At 58.9% G+C, this 20,533-nt stretch carries 30 protein-coding genes and 1 pseudogene; 2 read left to right on the top strand and 29 right to left on the bottom strand.

Annotated elements, in window-relative coordinates:
- Positions 1-91 (bottom strand): annotated as a pseudogene (locus DNK06_RS22530) (NAD(P)-dependent oxidoreductase); the annotation flags it as partial.
- A 267-nt stretch (positions 92-358) separates the two neighbouring features.
- Between DNK06_RS22530 and DNK06_RS22535 the strand changes: the two are divergent.
- Positions 359-706 carry a VanZ family protein gene (locus tag DNK06_RS22535; protein WP_131182229.1) on the top strand — a complete coding sequence of 116 codons (348 nt, stop codon included), beginning with the start codon at positions 359-361 and terminating at the stop codon, positions 704-706.
- A 67-nt stretch (positions 707-773) separates the two neighbouring features.
- Here the strand turns inward: DNK06_RS22535 and DNK06_RS22540 are convergent, their stop codons facing one another.
- Both DNK06_RS22540 and DNK06_RS22545 read right to left on the bottom strand, forming a co-directional pair.
- Positions 774-1,268 carry a single-stranded DNA-binding protein gene (locus DNK06_RS22540; RefSeq protein ID WP_131182230.1) on the bottom strand — a complete coding sequence of 165 codons (495 nt, stop codon included), beginning with the start codon at positions 1,266-1,268 and terminating at the stop codon, positions 774-776.
- A gap of 15 nt (positions 1,269-1,283) precedes the next feature.
- Positions 1,284-2,672 carry an MFS transporter gene (locus tag DNK06_RS22545; protein WP_131182231.1) on the bottom strand — a complete coding sequence of 463 codons (1,389 nt, stop codon included), beginning with the start codon at positions 2,670-2,672 and terminating at the stop codon, positions 1,284-1,286.
- 132 nt (positions 2,673-2,804) lie between these two features.
- On the opposite strand from DNK06_RS22545, the gene uvrA reads away from it, so the two are divergent.
- The gene (gene uvrA / locus DNK06_RS22550) at positions 2,805-5,663 is read left to right on the top strand and encodes an excinuclease ABC subunit UvrA (RefSeq protein ID WP_131182232.1); all 2,859 of its coding nucleotides are present in this window, start codon (positions 2,805-2,807) and stop codon (positions 5,661-5,663) included.
- Positions 5,664-5,731: 68 nt separating this feature from the next.
- Here uvrA and bfr read toward each other — a convergent pair whose 3' ends face one another.
- The 26 genes from bfr to rplB form a co-directional block, all read right to left on the bottom strand.
- Positions 5,732-6,196, bottom strand: a complete 465-nt coding sequence (gene bfr / locus DNK06_RS22555) for a bacterioferritin (RefSeq protein WP_131182233.1) — start codon at positions 6,194-6,196, stop codon at positions 5,732-5,734.
- Between the two features lie 145 nt (positions 6,197-6,341).
- Positions 6,342-8,633, bottom strand: a complete 2,292-nt coding sequence (gene katG, locus DNK06_RS22560) for a catalase/peroxidase HPI (protein ID WP_131182234.1) — start codon at positions 8,631-8,633, stop codon at positions 6,342-6,344.
- 173 nt (positions 8,634-8,806) lie between these two features.
- The gene (gene rplQ / locus DNK06_RS22565; RefSeq protein ID WP_042552930.1) at positions 8,807-9,193 is read right to left on the bottom strand and encodes a 50S ribosomal protein L17; all 387 of its coding nucleotides are present in this window, start codon (positions 9,191-9,193) and stop codon (positions 8,807-8,809) included.
- Between the two features lie 43 nt (positions 9,194-9,236).
- The gene (locus DNK06_RS22570; RefSeq protein ID WP_131182235.1) at positions 9,237-10,238 is read right to left on the bottom strand and encodes a DNA-directed RNA polymerase subunit alpha; all 1,002 of its coding nucleotides are present in this window, start codon (positions 10,236-10,238) and stop codon (positions 9,237-9,239) included.
- Between the two features lie 22 nt (positions 10,239-10,260).
- Positions 10,261-10,881, bottom strand: a complete 621-nt coding sequence (gene rpsD / locus DNK06_RS22575) for a 30S ribosomal protein S4 (protein WP_131182236.1) — start codon at positions 10,879-10,881, stop codon at positions 10,261-10,263.
- Positions 10,882-10,898: 17 nt separating this feature from the next.
- Positions 10,899-11,288: a 30S ribosomal protein S11 gene (rpsK, locus tag DNK06_RS22580; protein ID WP_013789773.1), complete on the bottom strand. Its 390-nt coding sequence runs from the start codon at positions 11,286-11,288 to the stop codon at positions 10,899-10,901.
- Between the two features lie 30 nt (positions 11,289-11,318).
- Positions 11,319-11,675 (bottom strand): 30S ribosomal protein S13, encoded by a 357-nt coding sequence (gene rpsM, locus DNK06_RS22585; RefSeq protein WP_131182237.1) that lies wholly within the window; start codon positions 11,673-11,675, stop codon positions 11,319-11,321.
- A gap of 131 nt (positions 11,676-11,806) precedes the next feature.
- The gene (gene rpmJ, locus DNK06_RS22590) at positions 11,807-11,923 is read right to left on the bottom strand and encodes a 50S ribosomal protein L36 (RefSeq protein WP_002555468.1); all 117 of its coding nucleotides are present in this window, start codon (positions 11,921-11,923) and stop codon (positions 11,807-11,809) included.
- 28 nt (positions 11,924-11,951) lie between these two features.
- Positions 11,952-13,280: a preprotein translocase subunit SecY gene (gene secY / locus DNK06_RS22595; protein ID WP_013789771.1), complete on the bottom strand. Its 1,329-nt coding sequence runs from the start codon at positions 13,278-13,280 to the stop codon at positions 11,952-11,954.
- A complete protein-coding gene (rplO, locus tag DNK06_RS22600) occupies positions 13,281-13,715 on the bottom strand; it encodes a 50S ribosomal protein L15 (RefSeq protein WP_013789770.1) in 435 nt (144 codons plus the stop codon).
- A 3-nt stretch (positions 13,716-13,718) separates the two neighbouring features.
- A complete protein-coding gene (gene rpmD, locus DNK06_RS22605; RefSeq protein WP_013789769.1) occupies positions 13,719-13,898 on the bottom strand; it encodes a 50S ribosomal protein L30 in 180 nt (59 codons plus the stop codon).
- 2 nt (positions 13,899-13,900) lie between these two features.
- Positions 13,901-14,401 carry a 30S ribosomal protein S5 gene (gene rpsE / locus DNK06_RS22610; RefSeq protein ID WP_013789768.1) on the bottom strand — a complete coding sequence of 167 codons (501 nt, stop codon included), beginning with the start codon at positions 14,399-14,401 and terminating at the stop codon, positions 13,901-13,903.
- A gap of 3 nt (positions 14,402-14,404) precedes the next feature.
- The gene (gene rplR, locus DNK06_RS22615; protein WP_003293038.1) at positions 14,405-14,755 is read right to left on the bottom strand and encodes a 50S ribosomal protein L18; all 351 of its coding nucleotides are present in this window, start codon (positions 14,753-14,755) and stop codon (positions 14,405-14,407) included.
- 11 nt (positions 14,756-14,766) lie between these two features.
- Entirely contained in the window at positions 14,767-15,300 is a 534-nt protein-coding gene (gene rplF / locus DNK06_RS22620; RefSeq protein ID WP_042552935.1) for a 50S ribosomal protein L6, read from the bottom strand.
- Between the two features lie 12 nt (positions 15,301-15,312).
- Positions 15,313-15,705, bottom strand: coding sequence for a 30S ribosomal protein S8 (gene rpsH, locus DNK06_RS22625; RefSeq protein ID WP_013789766.1), 393 nt, complete (start codon positions 15,703-15,705; stop codon positions 15,313-15,315).
- Between the two features lie 184 nt (positions 15,706-15,889).
- Positions 15,890-16,195 carry a 30S ribosomal protein S14 gene (rpsN, locus tag DNK06_RS22630; RefSeq protein ID WP_042552936.1) on the bottom strand — a complete coding sequence of 102 codons (306 nt, stop codon included), beginning with the start codon at positions 16,193-16,195 and terminating at the stop codon, positions 15,890-15,892.
- 13 nt (positions 16,196-16,208) lie between these two features.
- Positions 16,209-16,748, bottom strand: coding sequence for a 50S ribosomal protein L5 (gene rplE, locus DNK06_RS22635; RefSeq protein ID WP_131182238.1), 540 nt, complete (start codon positions 16,746-16,748; stop codon positions 16,209-16,211).
- A gap of 19 nt (positions 16,749-16,767) precedes the next feature.
- Positions 16,768-17,082 carry a 50S ribosomal protein L24 gene (gene rplX / locus DNK06_RS22640; RefSeq protein WP_042552938.1) on the bottom strand — a complete coding sequence of 105 codons (315 nt, stop codon included), beginning with the start codon at positions 17,080-17,082 and terminating at the stop codon, positions 16,768-16,770.
- A gap of 11 nt (positions 17,083-17,093) precedes the next feature.
- Positions 17,094-17,462 (bottom strand): 50S ribosomal protein L14, encoded by a 369-nt coding sequence (rplN, locus tag DNK06_RS22645; protein ID WP_002555479.1) that lies wholly within the window; start codon positions 17,460-17,462, stop codon positions 17,094-17,096.
- A gap of 23 nt (positions 17,463-17,485) precedes the next feature.
- A complete protein-coding gene (gene rpsQ, locus DNK06_RS22650) occupies positions 17,486-17,752 on the bottom strand; it encodes a 30S ribosomal protein S17 (RefSeq protein WP_131182239.1) in 267 nt (88 codons plus the stop codon).
- 2 nt (positions 17,753-17,754) lie between these two features.
- Entirely contained in the window at positions 17,755-17,946 is a 192-nt protein-coding gene (gene rpmC, locus DNK06_RS22655; protein WP_002555481.1) for a 50S ribosomal protein L29, read from the bottom strand.
- Positions 17,946-18,359, bottom strand: a complete 414-nt coding sequence (rplP, locus tag DNK06_RS22660; protein ID WP_042552939.1) for a 50S ribosomal protein L16 — start codon at positions 18,357-18,359, stop codon at positions 17,946-17,948. Before rplP ends, rpmC begins: the two co-directional genes overlap by 1 nt.
- Positions 18,360-18,371: 12 nt before the next feature.
- Positions 18,372-19,058 (bottom strand): 30S ribosomal protein S3, encoded by a 687-nt coding sequence (gene rpsC, locus DNK06_RS22665; protein WP_131182240.1) that lies wholly within the window; start codon positions 19,056-19,058, stop codon positions 18,372-18,374.
- A gap of 13 nt (positions 19,059-19,071) precedes the next feature.
- Positions 19,072-19,404 (bottom strand): 50S ribosomal protein L22, encoded by a 333-nt coding sequence (gene rplV / locus DNK06_RS22670; RefSeq protein WP_131182241.1) that lies wholly within the window; start codon positions 19,402-19,404, stop codon positions 19,072-19,074.
- A gap of 11 nt (positions 19,405-19,415) precedes the next feature.
- Positions 19,416-19,691 (bottom strand): 30S ribosomal protein S19, encoded by a 276-nt coding sequence (gene rpsS / locus DNK06_RS22675; RefSeq protein WP_013789761.1) that lies wholly within the window; start codon positions 19,689-19,691, stop codon positions 19,416-19,418.
- A 16-nt stretch (positions 19,692-19,707) separates the two neighbouring features.
- Entirely contained in the window at positions 19,708-20,532 is an 825-nt protein-coding gene (gene rplB / locus DNK06_RS22680) for a 50S ribosomal protein L2 (RefSeq protein ID WP_073267839.1), read from the bottom strand.
- Position 20,533: the final 1 nt, after the last annotated feature.

The raw sequence follows: 20,533 nt of genomic DNA on the forward strand, positions 1-20,533 counted from the left end.
CGAGAAAACCGATATCTTCTTCGGCTCCCAGGCGAATCAACGCCTTACCCAGCGTACTGCCACCACCCAGCAACAACAGGCGCATGCGCATAACGAAACTAGAGGCTCCACAATCAGGTTTGAGCTCGCACCGCGCGATGGCGCGCCAGCCGCTATATTCTCGGCAGATCCCGGACGGTTAAGCCCTGTGGCCTGCATTTTGCTGTTTTTACCCCGCGGCGTCACCAACCACGCATAACCTTGACGCGCTCCGGCGGCGCGAGGACACCTGAGCAGCCAACCTGCATCGCGGGCAACCCGCGCCGAATGCTGTGGTCATAGTGCCGAGCGAATCGACAAAGAAGAAAGGACAGAAAATTTGAGAAAGCTGATGTTCCTGGCCTGCTGCGCGGTGCTCGCCTACGGCCTGTTCCGCCCGGAGCCACCACCGGATCTGTTCGAGGAATCGGACAAATTCCTCCACCTGCTGGCCTTCGCCGGCTTTTCGCTGGTCAGCCGTATCGCCTTCCCCGCCATACCAGGTTGGCTGCTGTGGAGCCTGCTGTATATCCAGGCACCGCTATTGGAATGGTTGCAGCACTACTTTCAACCGAGCCGCGAATTCAGCCACTTGGACATTCTCGCCAACCTGTTCGGCATCAGTATCGCCCTGGTGCTGTGGATCTGCCAGGGCCTGCTGCGTAAACGCTTTTTCAGTCCGGCCTGATTTGCCACCTGGACGCTGAATGACAAAGGCCCCGCATTGCGGGGCCTTTTGCTGTCACGTCTGACGATCAGAAGGGGATATCGTCATCGAAGCTGTCGTAGTCCTGAGCCGGCTGCGGCTTCTGCTGCTGCGGAGCGGACTGACGCGGAGCCTGTTGCTGCGGCTCACGCTGCGGCGCTGGACGCTGCTGGCGCGGCTCGCCACCACCGGCATTGTCCGGACGGCCACCGAGCAGCTGCATGGTGCCCTGCATGTCGACGATGATTTCGGTGGTATAGCGCTTGACGCCATCCTTTTCCCACTCGCGGGTCTGCAGCTTGCCTTCGATGTAAACCTGGGAACCTTTGCGCAGATACTCACCGGCGATTTCCGCGACCTTGCCGAACAACGACACACGGTGCCACTCGGTCTTTTCGACCTTCTGCCCGGTCTGCTTGTCCGTCCACTGCTCGCTGGTAGCCAGACTCAGGTTGGTCACGGCGTTGCCGCTGGGCAGATAGCGCGTTTCCGGATCCTGTCCGCAGGTACCGACCAGAATGACTTTGTTAACCCCACGGGCCATAACGCTCTCCTACTTTCAGCACGTCACCGGCGCCGCTTCGATCAAGCGCTGCAGTGACGTGCGATCCAATTGTTGGGTATCCACTTTGACATAGATGGCGGCCTCTTCGGCCACCACCACGGCATCCGCCACTCCGGGCACTGCCTGAATACGCTCGGCCAGTCCTGCTTCCTGCAATGCCGTGCTCGAAAGCGACAAACGCAGGCTGGTGACATACGGCGGTTCGCGCATAGTAACAGCAAAGGCCAACCAAAAAACCGTCAGCAATGCACAGCCGCCGAACACACCGGCCAGGCCATGGTGCTGGTACAGCCAACCACCGAGAATGCCGCCCAGGGCCGAGCCGAGGAACTGGCTGGTCGAATACACGCCCATGGCCGTGCCCTTGCCACCCGCTGGCGCCACCTTGCTGACCAGCGATGGCAATGAGGCCTCGAGCAGATTGAAGGCGGTGAAGAACACGATGATGCCGAATACCAGGTTGCTCAGGTCGTGGCCGAATGCCCAGAAGTACAGCTCACAGCCAAGCAGCACCACCACCGCGCCGATCAGCACACGGCGCATCTGGCGTTTCTTCTCGCCATAGATGATGAACGGCACCATGGCGAAGAAACCCGCCAGCAGTGCGGTGAGATAAACCCACCAGTGCTGCTCCTTGGGCAGCCCGCCCTGCTCCACCAGCGCCAGGGGCAAGGCAATGAAGCTGGCCATCAGGATGGCATGCAGGGCGAAGATGGCGAAGTCCAGGCGCAGCAGATCCGGGTGACGCAGGGTCGGCCACAGCGCCTGTCTGGCAACCCCGGACTCACGGTGCTGCAACGGCCCCGCGCTGGACGGCACCATACCGGCAACGATGACGATGCCCAGCAGGGCCATGGCCGCCGTCGCCAGGAACAGACCGGACAGGCCGAAAGCGCGGGTCAGCAGCGGACCGACCACCATGGCCACGGCGAAGGACAAGCCGATACTCATGCCAATCATGGCCATGGCCTTGGTACGGTGCTGTTCGCGGGTCAGGTCGGAGAGCAGCGCCATCACCGCCGCGGAAATCGCCCCGGCGCCCTGCAGCACGCGACCGGCGATCACCCCCCAGATGGAATCGGCATTGGCCGCCAGCAAGCTGCCGGCAGCGAACACCACGAGACCGAAATAGATCACCGGACGCCGGCCGATACGATCGGACAGCACGCCAAAGGGAATCTGCAGAAAGGCCTGGGTCAGACCGTAGGCACCAATGGCCAGCCCGATCAGTGCCGGGGTTGAACCCGCGAGTTCCTGCCCATAAGTAGCCAATACCGGCAATACCATGAACATGCCCAGCATGCGAAAAGCGAACACCAGTGCCAGCCCACCGGCTGCCCGAGTCTCCGCGCCACTCATGCGTTCGCTGTGCGAATCGCGCATCGTCGATAACCTGTTGAAACAAGCCGGCGATTCTACCAGTCGAAACACCACTGGCACAGCAGCGGCGCTTTGCCGCAGGGCTGTCGCCCCCCGTATACTCGGCGGTTTATCCGCCCGCCACGCGAGGCTGTTTTGGACAAGATTCTGATCCGGGGTGCCCGCACCCATAATCTCAAGAACATCGACCTGACCCTACCGCGCGACAAGCTGATCGTGATTACCGGCCTGTCTGGCTCGGGCAAGTCGTCCCTGGCCTTCGACACCCTGTACGCCGAGGGTCAGCGCCGCTACGTCGAATCGCTGTCGGCCTACGCCCGGCAGTTCTTGTCGATGATGGAAAAACCCGACGTCGACACCATCGAGGGTTTGTCACCGGCTATCTCCATCGAGCAGAAATCCACGTCGCACAACCCCCGCTCGACGGTCGGCACCATCACCGAGATCTACGACTACCTGCGCCTGCTCTATGCCCGCGCCGGTACGCCGCGCTGCCCGGATCACGACCTGCCGCTGGAGGCGCAGACCGTCAGCCAGATGGTTGACCAGGTACTCGCCCTGCCTGAAGGCAGCAAGCTGATGCTGCTCGCTCCGGTGATTCGCGAGCGCAAGGGCGAGCACCTCGCGGTGTTCGATGAGTTGCGCGCTCAGGGTTTCGTACGGGTACGGGTCAACGGCAAGCTGTACGAGCTGGACGAACTGCCGAAACTCGACAAGCAGAAGAAGCACAGCATCGATGCTGTGGTCGACCGCTTCAAAGCCCGTGGCGACCTGCAACAGCGCCTGGCCGAATCCTTCGAGACCGCCCTCAAGCTGGCCGATGGCCTGGCGTTGATCGCCCCCATGGAAGGCGAGGAAGGTGAGGAGATCATCTTCTCCGCACGCTTCGCCTGTCCGGTCTGCGGTCACTCGATCAGCGAGCTTGAGCCCAAGCTGTTCTCCTTCAACAACCCGGCCGGCGCCTGCCCGACCTGCGACGGCCTGGGCGTGAAGCAGTTCTTCGACACCAAACGCCTGGTCAATGGTGAACTGACCCTGGCCGAAGGCGCGATACGCGGCTGGGACAGACGCAACGTCTACTACTTCCAGATGCTAGGCTCCCTGGCCTCGCATTACGGCTTCAGCCTGGACAAGCCCTTCGCCGAGTTGGACAGCGACCACCAGAAGGTCATTCTCGCCGGTAGCGGCTCACAGAACGTCGACTTCAAATACCTCAATGACCGTGGCGATATCGTCAAGCGTTCGCACCCGTTCGAAGGCATCGTGCCCAACCTCGAGCGCCGCTACCGCGAAACCGAGTCGGCCAGTGTCCGCGAGGAACTGGCCAAGTTCCTCAGCACCCAGCCGTGCCCCGACTGCCGCGGCACTCGCCTGCGTCGCGAGGCCCGTCACGTATGGGTCGGTGAGAAAACCCTGCCGGCAGTCACCGGCATGCCGATCGGTTCGGCCAGTGACTACTTCGGTGGCCTGACCCTGGAAGGCCGTCGTGGCGAGATCGCCAGCAAGATCCTCAAGGAAATTTGCGAGCGCCTGCAGTTCCTGGTCAATGTGGGCCTCGATTACCTGACCCTGGATCGCAGCGCCGACACCCTGTCCGGCGGTGAGGCCCAGCGCATCCGCCTGGCCAGCCAGATCGGCGCTGGCCTGGTGGGCGTCATGTACATCCTCGACGAACCCTCCATCGGCCTGCACCAGCGCGACAACGAGCGCCTGCTCGGCACCCTGCGCCACCTGCGCGACATCGGCAACACGGTGATCGTGGTCGAGCACGACGAGGACGCCATCCGCATGGCCGACTACGTGGTCGATATCGGCCCGGGCGCCGGCGTGCATGGCGGCCAGATCGTCGCCGAAGGCACGGCGGCCGAAGTCATGGCTCACCCGGACTCGGTTACCGGCAAATACTTGTCCGGCCGATTGAAGATCAAGGTACCGGCCAAACGCACGCCACGTGACAAGAAGCTCTCGCTGAAGATCAAGGGCGCCCGTGGCAACAACCTGCAGAACGTCAACCTGGATATTCCCATCGGCCTGCTGACCTGCGTGACCGGCGTGTCCGGCTCGGGCAAGTCGACGCTGATCAACAACACCCTGTTCCCGCTCAGCGCCACCGCCCTGAACGGCGCCACCACACTGGAAGCCGCCGTCCACGACAGCATCGACGGCCTGCAGCACCTGGACAAGGTGGTGGATATCGACCAGAGCCCGATCGGTCGTACACCGCGCTCCAACCCGGCAACCTACACCGGTTTGTTCACGCCGATTCGTGAGCTGTTCGCTGGCGTACCCGAGTCTCGATCGCGGGGTTACGGCCCGGGCCGCTTCTCGTTCAACGTCAAGGGCGGTCGCTGCGAGGCGTGCCAGGGCGACGGTCTGATCAAGGTGGAGATGCACTTCCTGCCGGATATCTACGTGCCTTGCGACGTGTGCAAGAGCAAGCGTTACAACCGTGAGACCCTGGAGATCAAGTACAAGGGCAAGAACATCCACGAAGTGCTGGAGATGACCATCGAGGACGCCCGCGGTTTCTTCGACGCCGTGCCGGCCCTGGCGCGCAAGCTGCAGACGTTGATGGACGTGGGGCTTTCGTATATCAAGCTCGGGCAGTCGGCGACCACCCTTTCCGGGGGCGAGGCGCAGCGGGTCAAGCTGTCACGCGAGCTGTCCAAGCGTGACACCGGCAAGACCCTGTACATACTCGACGAACCGACCACCGGCCTGCACTTCGCCGATATCCAGCAATTGCTCGACGTGCTGCACCGTCTGCGCGACCACGGCAACACCGTGGTGGTGATCGAGCACAACCTGGACGTGATCAAGACCGCCGACTGGCTGGTGGATCTGGGCCCCGAAGGCGGCTCCAAGGGCGGCCAGATCATCGCCGTCGGCACACCCGAGGAGGTCGCCGAGATGGCGCAATCGCACACCGGGCATTTCCTCAAGCCGTTGCTGGAAAGAGACAGCGACAAGCCGCAAGCTCCAAGCGGCAAGTAGAAGAAAAAGCAAAAGCCAGAGCGGATCACCTCCGCTCTGGCTTTTTCTTGTGGCTTGAAGCTTGCCGCTTACATCTGGCCCTGCAGGTATTTCTCCAGGCCCAGCTTGCCGATCAGTTGCAGCTGAATTTCCAGCCAGTAGGCGTGATCTTCCTCGGTATCCTTGAGCTGCAGCAGCAGGATATCGCGGCTCTGGTAATCCTGATGACGCTCGCACAGCTCGATGCCTTTGCTGAGCGCCGCACGCACCTGATACTCCAGCGCCAGATCCAGCTTGAGTGCGTCAGGCACGGTTTGGCCGAAGGTGAAGGCGTCGGGCACCATATCCGGCACGCCTTCGAGGAAGATGATCCGTTTGAGCAAAGCGTCAGCGTGCTGCGTCTCTTCTTCCATCTCGTGGTTGATGCGCTCGTAGAGCTTGCTGAAGCCCCAATCCTCATAGAGTCGCGAATGAATGAAGTACTGGTCGCGCGCGGCCAGTTCGCCCTTCAACAGGGTTTTGAGGTAGTCGATGACTTCGATGTGGCCCTTCATGCCTGGGAATCCTTGCTGCACCCGATGGAATGGACGAATGCTCCGCCCGACATCCGTTTCGGTCAAGTAAAAAGCACAACGCCTCCATTAAGGAGGCGCTGGCTGCATCGACTCGACAGACCGGGCGCAAGCGCCCGGCCAGCAGTCAGGCGAGATCGAAGCGGTCGAGGTTCATCACCTTGGTCCAGGCCGCCACGAAGTCCTCGATGAACCGAGCGTCGGCGCTGGCATAGACCTCGGCCTGGGCGCGCAGGATGGCGTTGGAACCGAACACCAGATCGACACGGGTGCCGATCCACTTGAGCTCACCGCTCTTGCGGTCACGCCCTTCGTACAGGTTGTCGTCGCCCGGCACTGCCTTCCACGCCGTGCCCATGTCGAGCAGGTTGACGAAGAAGTCGTTGCTCAGTGCTCCCGGCCTGTCGGTGAACACTCCATGACCAGCCTGGCCCACGTTGATATTGATCGCACGCAGGCCACCGATCAGCACCGTCAGCTCCGGCGCGGTCAAGGTCAGCAACTGCGCCTTGTCGATCAGCAACGCCTCGGCCGGCACGCTGTAGCGGCCCTTGAGGTAATTGCGGAAGCCGTCGGCGATCGGCTCGAGCACAGCGAAGGAGTCGACATCGGTCTGCTCCTGCGAGGCATCGGCCCGACCAGGCGAGAACGGTACGCTTACCGCGTGGCCGGCATTCCTGGCGGCCTGCTCGATGCCGGCATTACCGGCCAGCACGATCAGATCGGCCAAGGTTACCTGCTTGCCGCCGATGGCGGTGCGGTTGAACTCGCCACGGATACCCTCGAGCACCGCCAGAACCCTGGCCAATTGCTCGGGCTGGTTGGCGGCCCAGTCCTTCTGCGGCGCCAGGCGCAGACGTGCGCCGTTGGCCCCGCCGCGCTTGTCGGATCCACGGAAGGTGGAAGCCGAAGCCCAGGCCGTGCCAACCAGCTCGGATACCGATAGACCGGAGGCCAGCACCCGAGCCTTGAGCGCGGCGACATCCGCCTCGTCGATCAAGGGATGGTGGATGGCCGGCAGCGGGTCTTGCCAGAGCAGGTCTTCCTTCGGTACTTCCGGCCCCAGGTAGCGCGACTTCGGACCGAGGTCGCGGTGGGTCAGCTTGAACCAGGCGCGGGCGAATGCCTCGGCGAATGCCTGCGGGTTATCCAAGAAACGCCGCGAGATCTTCTCGTAGGCAGGGTCGAAACGCAGCGACAGGTCGGTGGTCAACATCGTCGGCAAACGCTTCTTCGACGGGTCGTGCGCATCGGGAATGATGGCCTCGGCGCCCTTGGCCACCCACTGGTGCGCACCCGCAGGGCTCTTGGTCAGTTCCCACTCGAACTTGAACAGGTTCTCGAAGAAGTTGTTGCTCCACTGCGCAGGTGTGGTCGTCCAGGTCACTTCCAGGCCGCTGGTGATCGCATCGCCGGCCTTGCCGCTGCCGAATGAGCTGCTCCAGCCCAGGCCCTGTTCCTCGAGACCAGCGGCCTCGGGCTCGGCGCCGACGTTGTCCGCCGGCCCGGCGCCATGAGTCTTGCCGAAGGTATGGCCGCCGGCGATCAGCGCGACGGTCTCTTCGTCGTTCATGGCCATGCGGGCGAAAGTCTCGCGGATGTCATGGGCCGCCGCGAGCGGATCGGGATTGCCCTCTGGGCCTTCGGGGTTGACGTAGATCAGCCCCATCGTGGTGGCGGCCAGCGGATTCTCGAGGTGACGATCCTGGCTGTCGGTGCGCTCCTTCTCGAGGCCGTGCAACTCGGGGTCGGCCACTATGGTGCCTTCGTCGCTGGCAGCGTTGGCTTTGGCCTTGCCGTAGCGCTCGTCGGTGCCCAGCCAGGTCTTCTCGGTGCCCCAGTAGACGTCCTGATCCGGTTCCCAGGTGTCCTCGCGTCCGCCAGCGAAGCCGAAAGTCCGGAAGCCCATGGTCTCCAGAGCGACGTTGCCGGTGAGCACCAGTAGGTCGGCCCAGGAAATCTTCTGGCCATACTTCTGCTTGATCGGCCACAGCAGGCGGCGCGACTTGTCGATATTGACGTTGTCCGGCCAGCTGTTGAGCGGCGCGAAACGCTGCTGCCCACGCCCGGCGCCGCCGCGACCATCGCCGGTACGGTAGGTGCCTGCAGCGTGCCAGGACATGCGGATGAATTGCGGGCCATAGTGGCCGAAGTCGGCCGGCCACCAGTCCTGCGAATCGGTCATCAAGGCACGCAAATCCTTTTTCAGCGCCTCGTAATCCAGCGACTGAAAGGCTTCGGCATAGCTGAAAGTCTCGCCCAACGGGTTGGACTTGGAGGAATGCTGGTGCAGCAGGTCGACGCGCAGTTGGTTCGGCCACCAGTCTCGGTTGCTCGTGCCGCCGCCAGCAGTATGCTTCGGCGTTGCCTCAGAGGCGCCCCCCGAGAAAGGGCATTTGCCTTCGGTCTTCTCGCTCATTTTCTATCTCCTTAACCAAGCCTGATCATTCCCGACTAAGCGGGATTGGCTTTGAGTATTGATGAGATACGGAGAACGGACAAATAAATAAGAACTTACATACCGATAGATTTTGACTAAATAAAAGGCATAAAAAAACCGGGCGTGGGCCCGGTTCTTCTTGCAACGATGCCTTACTCGGCAGCTTCTACTGCGCCACCGACCGGACGGTCGACCAGCTCAACATAAGCCATCGGGGCATTGTCGCCAGCGCGGAAGCCGCACTTGAGGATACGCAGGTAACCGCCCTGACGGGTGGCGTAGCGCTTGCCCAGATCGTTGAACAGTTTGCCAACGATAGCTTTCGAACGCGTACGGTCGAAAGCCAGACGACGGTTGGCAACGCTGTCTTCTTTAGCCAGGGTGATCAGCGGCTCGGCAACGCGGCGCAGTTCCTTGGCTTTCGGCAGAGTAGTTTTGATCAGCTCATGCTCGAACAGCGATACCGCCATGTTTTGAAACATGGCCTTGCGGTGAGCGCTGGTGCGGCTGAGGTGACGGCCACTTTTACGATGACGCATGGTTCAATTCCTTACCAAACTTCACGTTCGGTGATGATGACGATCAGGCAGTCGCCTTATCGTCTTTCTTCAGACTTGCCGGCGGCCAGTTGTCGAGGCGCATACCGAGGGACAGACCACGGGAAGCCAGAACGTCCTTGATTTCAGTCAGGGATTTCTTGCCCAGGTTCGGCGTTTTCAACAGCTCTACTTCGGTGCGCTGAATCAGGTCACCGATGTAGTAGATGTTTTCTGCCTTGAGGCAGTTGGCCGAACGAACGGTCAGTTCCAGATCATCAACCGGACGGAGCAGGATCGGATCGATCTCGTCTTCCTGTTCGATTACAACAGGCTCGCTGTCACCTTTGAGGTCGACGAATGCAGCCAACTGCTGTTGCAGGATGGTTGCAGCACGACGGATAGCCTCTTCAGGATCCAGGGTACCGTTGGTTTCGAGGTCGATAACCAGCTTGTCCAGGTTGGTACGCTGCTCAACACGAGCGTTTTCCACCACGTACGACACGCGACGCACCGGGCTGAAGGAAGAATCGAGCTGCAAGCGACCAATGCTGCGGCTCTCGTCTTCATCACTCTGGCGCGAATCAGCTGGCTCATAGCCGCGACCACGAGCTACTACGAGCTTCATGTTCAGCGCGCCATTGGAGGCCAGGTTGGCGATAACGTGGTCGCCGTTGACGATTTCAACATCATGATCCAGCTGAATATCGGCAGCGGTTACGACGCCAGAGCCCTTCTTCGCCAGAGTCAGTGTAACTTCGTCTCGACCGTGCAGCTTGATTGCCAGACCTTTAAGGTTGAGCAGGATTTCAATTACGTCTTCCTGAATACCTTCGATGGCGCTGTACTCATGGAGTACACCGTCAATCTCGGCCTCGACTACTGCACAGCCAGGCATGGAGGACAACAGGATGCGACGCAGCGCGTTGCCCAGGGTATGGCCGAAACCACGCTCGAGAGGCTCGAGAGTGATCTTGGCGCGGGTCGGACTGACCACCTGCACATCGATGTGGCGGGGGGTCAGGAACTCATTTACCGAAATCTGCATGGATGCACCTATTTTCTAGCCCTTACTTGGAGTAGAGCTCGACAATCAGGCTTTCGTTGATGTCAGCGGAGAGATCACCGCGAGCCGGGACGCTTTTGAACACGCCAGACTTCTTCTCGGTGTCTACATCTACCCATTCAACGCGGCCACGCTGGGCACACAGCTCGAGAGCTTGAACGATGCGCAGCTGATTCTTCGACTTCTCACGAACTGCAACGACGTCGCCAGCCTTAACCTGGAACGACGGTACGTTTACAGTCTTACCGTTCACGCTGATCGCTTTGTGCGAAACCAGCTGACGGGATTCAGCGCGGGTAGCACCGAAGCCCATGCGGTAAACAACGTTATCCAGACGGCATTCGAGCAGTTGCAGCAGGTTCTCACCAGTAGCGCCTTTCTTGCCGGCAGCTTCTTTGTAATAACCGCTGAATTGACGCTCGAGTACGCCATAGATACGACGAACTTTTTGCTTCTCACGCAGCTGGGTGCCGTAGTCGGACTGACGGCCACGGCGCTGGCCGTGAATACCTGGGGCTGCTTCGAGGTTGCACTTCGATTCCAGAGCGCGAACACCGCTTTTCAGGAAAAGATCAGTGCCTTCACGACGAGACAGTTTGCATTTGGGACCAATGTAACGAGCCATTTCTCACTGTCTCCTGATTACACGCGACGCTTCTTCGAAGGACGGCACCCGTTATGCGGGATAGGCGTCACATCGGTGATGCTGGCGATCTTGTAACCGCAACCGTTAAGAGCACGGACTGCGGACTCACGACCCGGACCTGGGCCCTTGACGTTCACGTCGAGGTTCTTCAGGCCGTATTCCAGCGCAGCTTGACCAGCACGCTCAGCAGCCACCTGGGCAGCGAACGGGGTGGACTTGCGAGAACCGCGGAAACCCGAACCACCGGAGGTTGCCCAGGACAGGGCGTTACCTTGACGGTCGGTGATGGTCACGATGGTGTTGTTGAAAGAAGCGTGGATGTGGGCGATGCCATCAACCACCGTCTTCTTGACTTTCTTACGAGTACGAGCAGCAGGTTTTGCCATGACTAAATTCCTGTCGATTCGCGAACGCGATTACTTGCGGATCGGCTTACGCGGGCCCTTACGGGTGCGCGCGTTGGTCTTGGTACGCTGACCGCGAACCGGGAGGCCGCGACGATGACGCAGACCGCGGTAGCAGCCCAGATCCATCAAGCGCTTGATTTTCATGTTCACTTCACGGCGCAGATCACCTTCGGTATTCACCTTGGCGACTTCACCACGCAGCTGCTCGATCTGCTCGTCAGAGAGATCCTTGATCTTTGCTGCCGGGTTTACACCGGTAGCTGCACAGATTTTCTGTGCGGTGGTGCGACCGACACCAAAGATGTAGGTCAGCGAGATAACAGCGTGCTTGTTATCCGGAATGTTAACGCCTGCAATACGGGCCATTCAGTGGAACTCCAATTGACAGCTACCTACGCCCCGGAAGCCAAGAAATGGGGCGCGAGATATTATCGCTGTAGAAACAAATAATCAACCCGGCAGCGCACTAGCTGCCGGGCTTATAGCTTCGATCACACTCAGCCTTGGCGCTGTTTGTGACGCGGTTCCGCGCTGCAAATCACTCGCACAACACCTTCACGGCGAATAATTTTGCAGTTACGGCACAGCTTTTTCACCGATGCACGAACTTTCATCACCAACTCCTCGAACCTTATGGACACTTCAGCGGAGCATGCCGCTGCCGTAGCCCTTCAGGTTGGCTTTCTTCATCAGGGATTCGTACTGGTGCGAAACGAGGTGCGATTGTACTTGGGACATGAAGTCCATCACAACCACTACCACGATCAGCAACGAGGTCCCGCCAAGGTAGAACGGTACGTTGGCCGCCACCACCAGGAACTGGGGCAACAAGCATACGGCCGTCATGTACAGAGCACCGAACATGGTCAAGCGAGTCAGAACGCCATCGATATAGCGCGCCGACTGCTCACCGGGACGGATACCCGGAATAAAGGCACCGGACTTCTTCAGGTTTTCCGCTACGTCTTTCGGGTTGAACATCAAGGCTGTGTAGAAGAAGCAGAAGAAAATGATCCCTGCACTAAACAGCAAAATGTTCAACGGCTGACCAGGAGCGATAGCCTGTGAAATATCCTGCAGCCAGCCCATACCTTCGGACTGACCAAACCAGGCACCCAGCGAGGCCGGGAACAACAGAAGGCTGCTGGCGAAAATGGCCGGGATTACGCCCGCCATGTTCACCTTCAACGGCAGGTGGCTGGTCTGCGCCGCGAAGACCTTACGGCCCTGCTGACGCTTGGCGTAGTGCACCGCAATGCGACGCTGACCACGCTCAATGAACACCACGAAACCGATAATCGCTACTGCCAGCAAACCGATGGCGATGAGAGCGAAGATATTGATATCGCCCTGCCGAGCAGACTCGAAAGACTGCCCGATCGCCGACGGCAGACCGGCTACGATGCCCGCAAAAATCAGCATCGAAATACCGTTGCCAACACCGCGCTCGGTGATCTGCTCGCCTAACCACATCATGAACATCGCACCCGCCACGAAGGTGGTGACTGCAACGAAGTGGAAGCCGAAATCGACCGAGAACGCTACGCCCTGACTCGCCAGACCAACGGACATGCCGATAGCCTGGACGAAAGCCAGAACCAAGGTGCCGTAGCGGGTGTATTGACTGATCTTGCGACGACCAGCCTCACCTTCCTTCTTCAACTGTTCCAGCTGCGGGCTGACGGCGGTCATCAGCTGCATGATGATCGATGCCGAGATGTACGGCATGATCCCCAGTGCAAAGATGCTCATCCGCTCCAGCGCGCCGCCGGAAAACATGTTGAACAAGCTAAGAATGGTCCCCTCATTCTGTCGGAACAGATCAGCTAGACGATCCGGGTTTATGCCTGGAACTGGGATATGCGCACCGATTCGATAGACGATGATCGCCATGAACAGAAAGCGCAGACGAGCCCAGAGCTCGGACAACCCGCCACCAGCCAGCGCAGAGAGAGCACCTTGCTTAGCCATTTATTCCTCGAACTTACCGCCAGCTGCTTCGATAGCCGCGCGCGCACCTTTGGTGGCGGCGATACCTTTAAGGGTGACCGCACGAGTAATCTCACCGGACAGCATGACTTTCACACGCTGTACGTTTTGATTAATCAGGTTGGCATCCTTCAGCGCTTGCAGAGTAACTACGTCGCCTTCGATCTTGTTCAGCTCGGAAGTACGCACTTCTGCGCGATCCATAGCTTTCAGAGACACGAAACCGAACTTGGGAAGACGACGGTGCAGAGGCTGCTGGCCGCCTTCGAAACCCGGAGCAATGGTGCCACCGGAGCGGGAGGTCTGACCTTTGTGGCCGCGGCCACCGGTCTTGCCCAAACCACTACCGATACCACGGCCCGGACGGTGCTTCTCGCGGCGGGAACCCGGCGCTGGACTCAAATCGTTCAGGTACATGGATCAACCCTCCACACGGAGAAGGTAATAAGCCTTGTTGATCATGCCGCGGTTTTCCGGAGTATCCAGAACTTCGACGGTATGATTGATGCGACGCAGGCCGAGACCCTTGACGCAGGCTTTGTGATTGGCCAGACGGCCATTGGTGCTCTTGATCAGAGTCACTTTGACGGTGTTAGCCATGGTTAGAGAATCTCCTCGACACTCTTGCCACGCTTGGCTGCAACCGAATCCGGAGACTGCATAGCCTTCAGACCTTTGAAAGTGGCATGAACCACGTTCACTGGGTTGGTAGAGCCGTAGCACTTGGCCAGAACGTTCTGAACACCAGCGACTTCCAGGACGGCACGCATGGCGCCACCAGCGATGATGCCGGTACCTTCGGAAGCAGGCTGCATGTACACCTTGGAAGCGCCATGGGCGGACTTCATTGCGTACTGCAGAGTGGTGCCGTTCAGATCAACTTGGATCATGTTGCGACGAGCAGCTTCCATAGCCTTCTGGATGGCAGCCGGCACTTCACGAGACTTGCCACGGCCAAAACCTACACGGCCCTTGCCATCACCCACCACGGTCAACGCGGTGAAGGTGAAGATACGGCCGCCTTTAACGGTCTTGGCAACGCGGTTCACTTGAACCAGCTTCTCGATATAGCCTTCGTCGCGCTTTTGGTCGTTATTTGCCATAACTTAGAACTCCAGCCCGCCTTCACGAGCAGCATCAGCCAGCGCCTTGACGCGGCCGTGGTACTTGAAGCCAGAACGGTCGAATGCAACCTGAGTCACACCAGCGGCTTTCGCACGCTCGGCAACCAGCTCACCAACTTTCTTGGCCGCGTCGACGTTGCCGGTGGCGCCGTCACGCAGTGCTTTGTCCAAGGTAGAGGCGCTGGCCAGAACCTTGCTGCCGTCGGCCGAGATGACCTGGGCATAGATATGCTGCGAAGAGCGATACACGCAGAGACGCACGGCTTCGAGCTCGTGCATTTTCAGGCGTGCTTTGCGAGCGCGACGCAGACGAGTAACTTTTTTGTCGGTCATTTCCTAGCCCCTTACTTCTTCTTGGCTTCTTTACGGCGGACGACTTCGTCAGCGTAACGAACACCTTTGCCCTTGTAAGGTTCAGGACGGCGGAAGTCACGAATCTCCGCGGCAACCTGACCAACCAGCTGCTTGTCGACACCCTTGATGAGGATCTCGGTCTGGTTCGGGGTTTCGGCCACAACGCCTTCCGGCAGTTGATAGTCGATAGGGTGAGAGAAGCCCAACGCCAGATTGAGAACCTGGCCCTTGGCCTGTGCCTTGTAACCAACACCGACCAGCTGGAGCTTGCGCTCGAAGCCTTGGCTTACGCCGATGACCATGTTGTTAACCAGTGCACGGGTAGTACCAGCCATCGCACGAGTCTGCTGATCGCCATTGCGAGCAGCGAAACGCAGCTCACCGGATTCCTGCAGAACTTCAACGGACGAGTGAACGTTCAGTTCCAGAGTGCCCTTGGCACCCTTCACCGAAAGCTGCTGACCGGCGAGTTTGATCTCTACACCAGCAGGCAGCTTGACGGGGTTCTTAGCAACGCGAGACATGCTTATCCCCCCTTAGAACACAGTGCAAAGCACTTCGCCGCCGACACCGGCAGCGCGCGCAGCGCGGTCCGTCATCACACCTTTGTTGGTGGAGACGATGGAAACACCGAGACCGCCGCGAACTTTCGGCAGATCATCGACGGATTTGTACTGGCGAAGGCCGGGACGGCTGACGCGCTTGACTTCTTCGATAACCGGACGGCCTTCGAAGTATTTCAGCTCGATGGACAGCTGCGGCTTTGCTTCGCCGCTGATCTGATAACCCGCAATATAACCTTCGTCTTTCAGAACTTTGGCTACAGCCACCTTCAGGGTAGAAGAAGGCATGCTTACGACGGACTTTTCAGCCATCTGGGCATTACGGATACGAGTTAGCATGTCCGCTAACGGGTCCTGCATACTCATGGGCTAGACGCTCCTGATACAAAAAGAATTAGCCTTTCGGCTAAGAATCACCAGAGCTCACGAAAATCCGGGCTCAGGCGAGCCGGGCATTCTAGAGACTGATCAAAAATGAATCAAGCCCCAAAAGGGGCTTGATTCATTTTGCTTGTCCGCCGGAGCTAACTCCGGCGTTTACCGCAGCGGCTTACCAGCTGGCTTTAACCAGACCTGGTACGTCGCCACGCATGGCTGCTTCACGCAGCTTGATGCGCGACAGACCGAACTTGCGGAAGACACCGTGCGGGCGGCCGGTGATACGGCAGCGGTTGCGCAGGCGCGAGGCGCTGGCATCACGGGGTTGCTTCTGCAGGGCGACCTGGGCTTCCCAACGCGCTTCCGGAGAGGTTTCCGGATTGACGATGGTAGCTTTCAGCTCGGCACGCTTTTTGGCGTACTTGGCAACCGTGCGCTGACGCTTCAGCTCGCGGTTTTTCATGCTCGTCTTGGCCATGTTCCTACTCCAATCAGTTGCGGAACGGGAATTTGAAAGCACGCAGCAGAGCGCGGCCTTCGTCATCCGTACGGGCAGTAGTGGTCAGAGTGATGTCCAGACCACGCAGTGCATCGATCTTGTCGTAATCGATTTCCGGGAAGATGATCTGCTCTTTCACGCCCATGCTGTAGTTGCCACGACCATCGAAGGACTTGGCATTCAGGCCGCGGAAGTCACGCACGCGCGGCAGGGAGATGGACAGCAGACGATCCAGGAACTCGTACATACGCTCGCGACGCAGAGTGACCTTGACGCCGATCGGCCAGCCCTCACGAACCTTGAAACCTGCGATCGATTTACGAGCATAAGTCACAATGACTTTCTGACCGGTAATCTTCTCGAGGTCGGCAACTGCGTTTTCGATGATTTTCTTGTCACCGATCGCTTCGCCCAGGCCCATGTTCAGGGTGATCTTGGTGATGCGTGGAACTTCCATCACGTTACCCAGCTTCAGTTCTTCCTTCAGCTTGGGCGCGATTTCCTTCCGGTAAATCTCTTTCAGTCGTGCCATGGTGTTTTACCTATGATTCTCAAGCGCCAACCGGCTTCTGGGTGGACTTGAAGACACGAATTTTCTTGCCGTCTTCAACCTTGAAACCAACGCGGTCAGCCTTGTTGGTTTCGCCATTGAAAATGGCAACGTTGGAAGCGTGCAGAGGCGCTTCTTTCTCGACGATACCGCCTTGAACGCCCGACATCGGGTTCGGCTTGGTATGACGCTTCACCAGGTTGATGCCACCGACGACCAGACGGTCGTCAGCGAGAACCTTGAGCACCTTACCGCGCTTACCTTTGTCTTTGCCGGCGATCACGATGATCTCGTCGTCACGACGAATCTTTTGCATGTCGGATCTCCTTAAAGCACTTCAGGGGCGAGCGAGACGATCTTCATGAACTTCTCAGTACGAAGTTCACGGGTCACTGGCCCGAAGATACGGGTACCGATCGGCTCTTGCTTGTTGTTCAGCAGAACAGCAGCGTTGCCGTCGAAGCGGATGATCGAACCGTCGGCACGGCGAACGCCGTGACGGGTGCGAACGACCACTGCGGTCATGACCTGACCTTTCTTCACTTTGCCGCGCGGAATTGCTTCCTTGACGGTGACCTTGATGATGTCGCCGATGCCAGCGTAGCGGCGATGCGAGCCACCCAGCACCTTGATGCACATGACGCGGCGTGCACCACTGTTGTCGGCCACATCGAGCATGGATTGAGTCTGAATCATATAATTTCTCCGACCCCTAGCCCTTAGACTTCCACTGCGCGTTCGAGAACTTCAACCAGCGCCCAAGACTTGGTCTTGGCCAGCGGACGAGTTTCGGTAATCGAAACCTTGTCGCCGATTTTGCATTGGTTGCTTTCGTCGTGCGCGTGCAGCTTGGTCGAACGCTTGACATATTTGCCGTAGATCGGGTGCTTGACACGACGCTCGATCAATACGGTGATGGTCTTGTCCATCTTGTCGCTGACGACACGGCCGGTCAGCGTACGGACTGTTTTTTCGGCTTCAGCCATGATCACTTACCTGCCTGCTGGTTGAGCACAGTTTTCACACGAGCGATGTCGCGCTTAACTTGCGAGAGCAGGTGAGACTGCCCCAACTGGCCAGTTGCTTTCTGCATGCGCAGATTGAACTGGTCGCGCAGCAGGCCGAGCAGTTGCTCGTTCAGCTGCTGTGCTGATTTTTCACGAAGTTCATTCGCTTTCATCACATCACCGTCCGCTTAACAAAAGTGGTGGCGAGCGGCAGCTTTGCAGCAGCCAGGGCGAAAGCCTCACGCGCCAACTCTTCGGAAACGCCTTCGATCTCGTACAGGACTTTGCCTGGCTGGATCTGGGCTACCCAATATTCAACGCTACCCTTCCCTTTACCCATCCGCACTTCGAGAGGCTTCTTGGTAACAGGCTTGTCAGGGAACACGCGAATCCAGATTTTCCCGCCACGCTTAACGTGACGAGTCAGAGCACGACGAGCGGACTCGATCTGGCGGGCGGTGAGACGACCGCGGGCAACAGACTTCAGCGCGAATTCGCCGAAGCTGACTTTGCTACCGCGCTGAGCCAGACCACGGTTGTGGCCGGTCATCTGCTTGCGGAACTTCGTACGCTTTGGTTGCAACATTTGGCGTACCCCTTACTTAGCAGCTTTTTTACGAGGCGCAGGTGCTTGCGGCTTCAGTTCTTCATGGCGGCCACCAATGACCTCACCCTTGAAGATCCAAACCTTGACACCGATCACACCGTAGGTGGTGTGCGCTTCGTACGTGGCATAGTCGATATCGGCACGCAGGGTGTGCAACGGCACACGACCTTCGCGATACCATTCGGTACGTGCGATTTCCGCACCGCCGAGACGACCGCTCACTTGGATTTTGATGCCCTTGGCACCAATACGCATGGCGTTCTGTACAGCGCGCTTCATGGCGCGACGGAACATCACACGACGCTCCAGCTGCTGAGCTACGCTCTGCGCAACCAGCATACCGTCGAGCTCCGGCTTGCGGATCTCTTCGATGTTGATGTGCACAGGCACACCCATTTGCTTGGTCAGGTCCTGACGCAGCTTCTCAACATCTTCACCTTTCTTCCCGATAACGATACCTGGACGAGCGGTGTGGATGGTGATGCGTGCGGTTTGAGCCGGACGAGCAATCTCGACACGGCTTACGGACGCGCTTTTTAGTTTGTCGAGGAGATACTCACGCACCTTCAGATCAGCGAACAGATAGTCCGCATAAGTCCGGCCGTCTGCATACCAGACGGAGGTGTGATCCTTGACGATTCCCAGGCGAATGCCAGTGGGATGTACTTTCTGACCCATCTGATCGACTCCGTTACTTGTCCGCAACCTTGACAGTGATATGGCAAGACCGCTTGACGATGCGATCAGCGCGGCCTTTGGCACGCGGCATGATTCGCTTCAGCGAACGCCCCTCGTTGACGAAAACGGTGCTGACCTTCAGGTCATCAACGTCTGCGCCTTCGTTGTGCTCGGCGTTGGCTACAGCCGACTCCAGCACTTTCTTGATGATTTCAGCGGCTTTCTTACTGCTGAAAGCCAGCAGGTTGAGCGCTTCGCCCACCCTCTTCCCGCGAATCTGGTCGGCGACCAAGCGGGCTTTCTGGGCGGAGATGCGAGCGCCCGACAACTTAGCGGCTACTTCCATTTCCTTACCCCTTAACGCTTGGCTTTCTTGTCAGCCACGTGCCCACGATAGGTACGGGTGCCGGCAAATTCGCCCAGTTTGTGGCCGACCATGTCTTCGTTCACGAGAACGGGGACGTGTTGGCGACCGTTATGCACGGCGATGGTCAGACCGACCATCTGCGGCAGAATCATGGAACGGCGCGACCAGGTTTTCACTGGCTTGCGATCGTTCTTTTCTGCTGCCACTTCGACCTTCTTCAGTAGGTGAAGATCGATAAAAGGACCTTTTTTCAGAGAACGTGGCACTGTCGTATCCCTCTAGTTACTTGCGACGACGGACGATCATATTGTCGGTGCGTTTGTTACCACGAGTCTTCGCGCCCTTAGTCGGGAAGCCCCATGGAGACACCGGATGACGACCACCAGAGGTACGACCTTCACCACCACCGTGTGGGTGGTCGACCGGGTTCATGGCAACACCACGAACGGTCGGGCGAACGCCACGCCAGCGTTTGGCACCAGCTTTACCCAACGAACGCAGGCTGTGCTCGGAGTTCGAGACTTCACCCAGGGTCGCGCGGCATTCGGCCAGCACTTTACGCATTTCACCGCTGCGCAGACGCAGGGTGACGTAGACGCCTTCACGAGCGATCAGCTGAGCCGAAGCACCAGCGGAACGAGCGATTTGAGCACCCTTGCCCGGCTTCAGTTCGATACCGTGAACGGTCGAACCAACCGGAATGTTACGCAGCGGCAGGCTGTTACCAGCCTTGATCGGCGCCATCGAACCTGCAACCAGCTGATCGCCGGCGCTCACACCTTTCGGTGCGATGATGTAACGACGCTCACCATCTGCATATTTCAGCAGGGCGATGTGCGCGGTACGGTTCGGGTCATATTCCACGCGTTCGACAGTGGCAGGAATGCCATCTTTGTCGTTGCGGCGGAAATCGACCAGACGGTAATGCTGCTTGTGACCACCACCGATATGACGGGTAGTGATACGGCCGTTGTTGTTACGACCGCCAGTCTTCGACTTCTTCTCGAGCAGTGGAGCATGAGGAGCGCCTTTGTGCAGCTCCTGATTGACCACCTTGACCACAAAACGGCGGCCCGCGGAAGTCGGTTTGCATTTAACGATTGCCATG

The sequence above is a fragment of the Phytopseudomonas daroniae genome (assembly GCF_004327285.1).
GTDB lineage: Bacteria > Pseudomonadota > Gammaproteobacteria > Pseudomonadales > Pseudomonadaceae > Aquipseudomonas > Aquipseudomonas daroniae.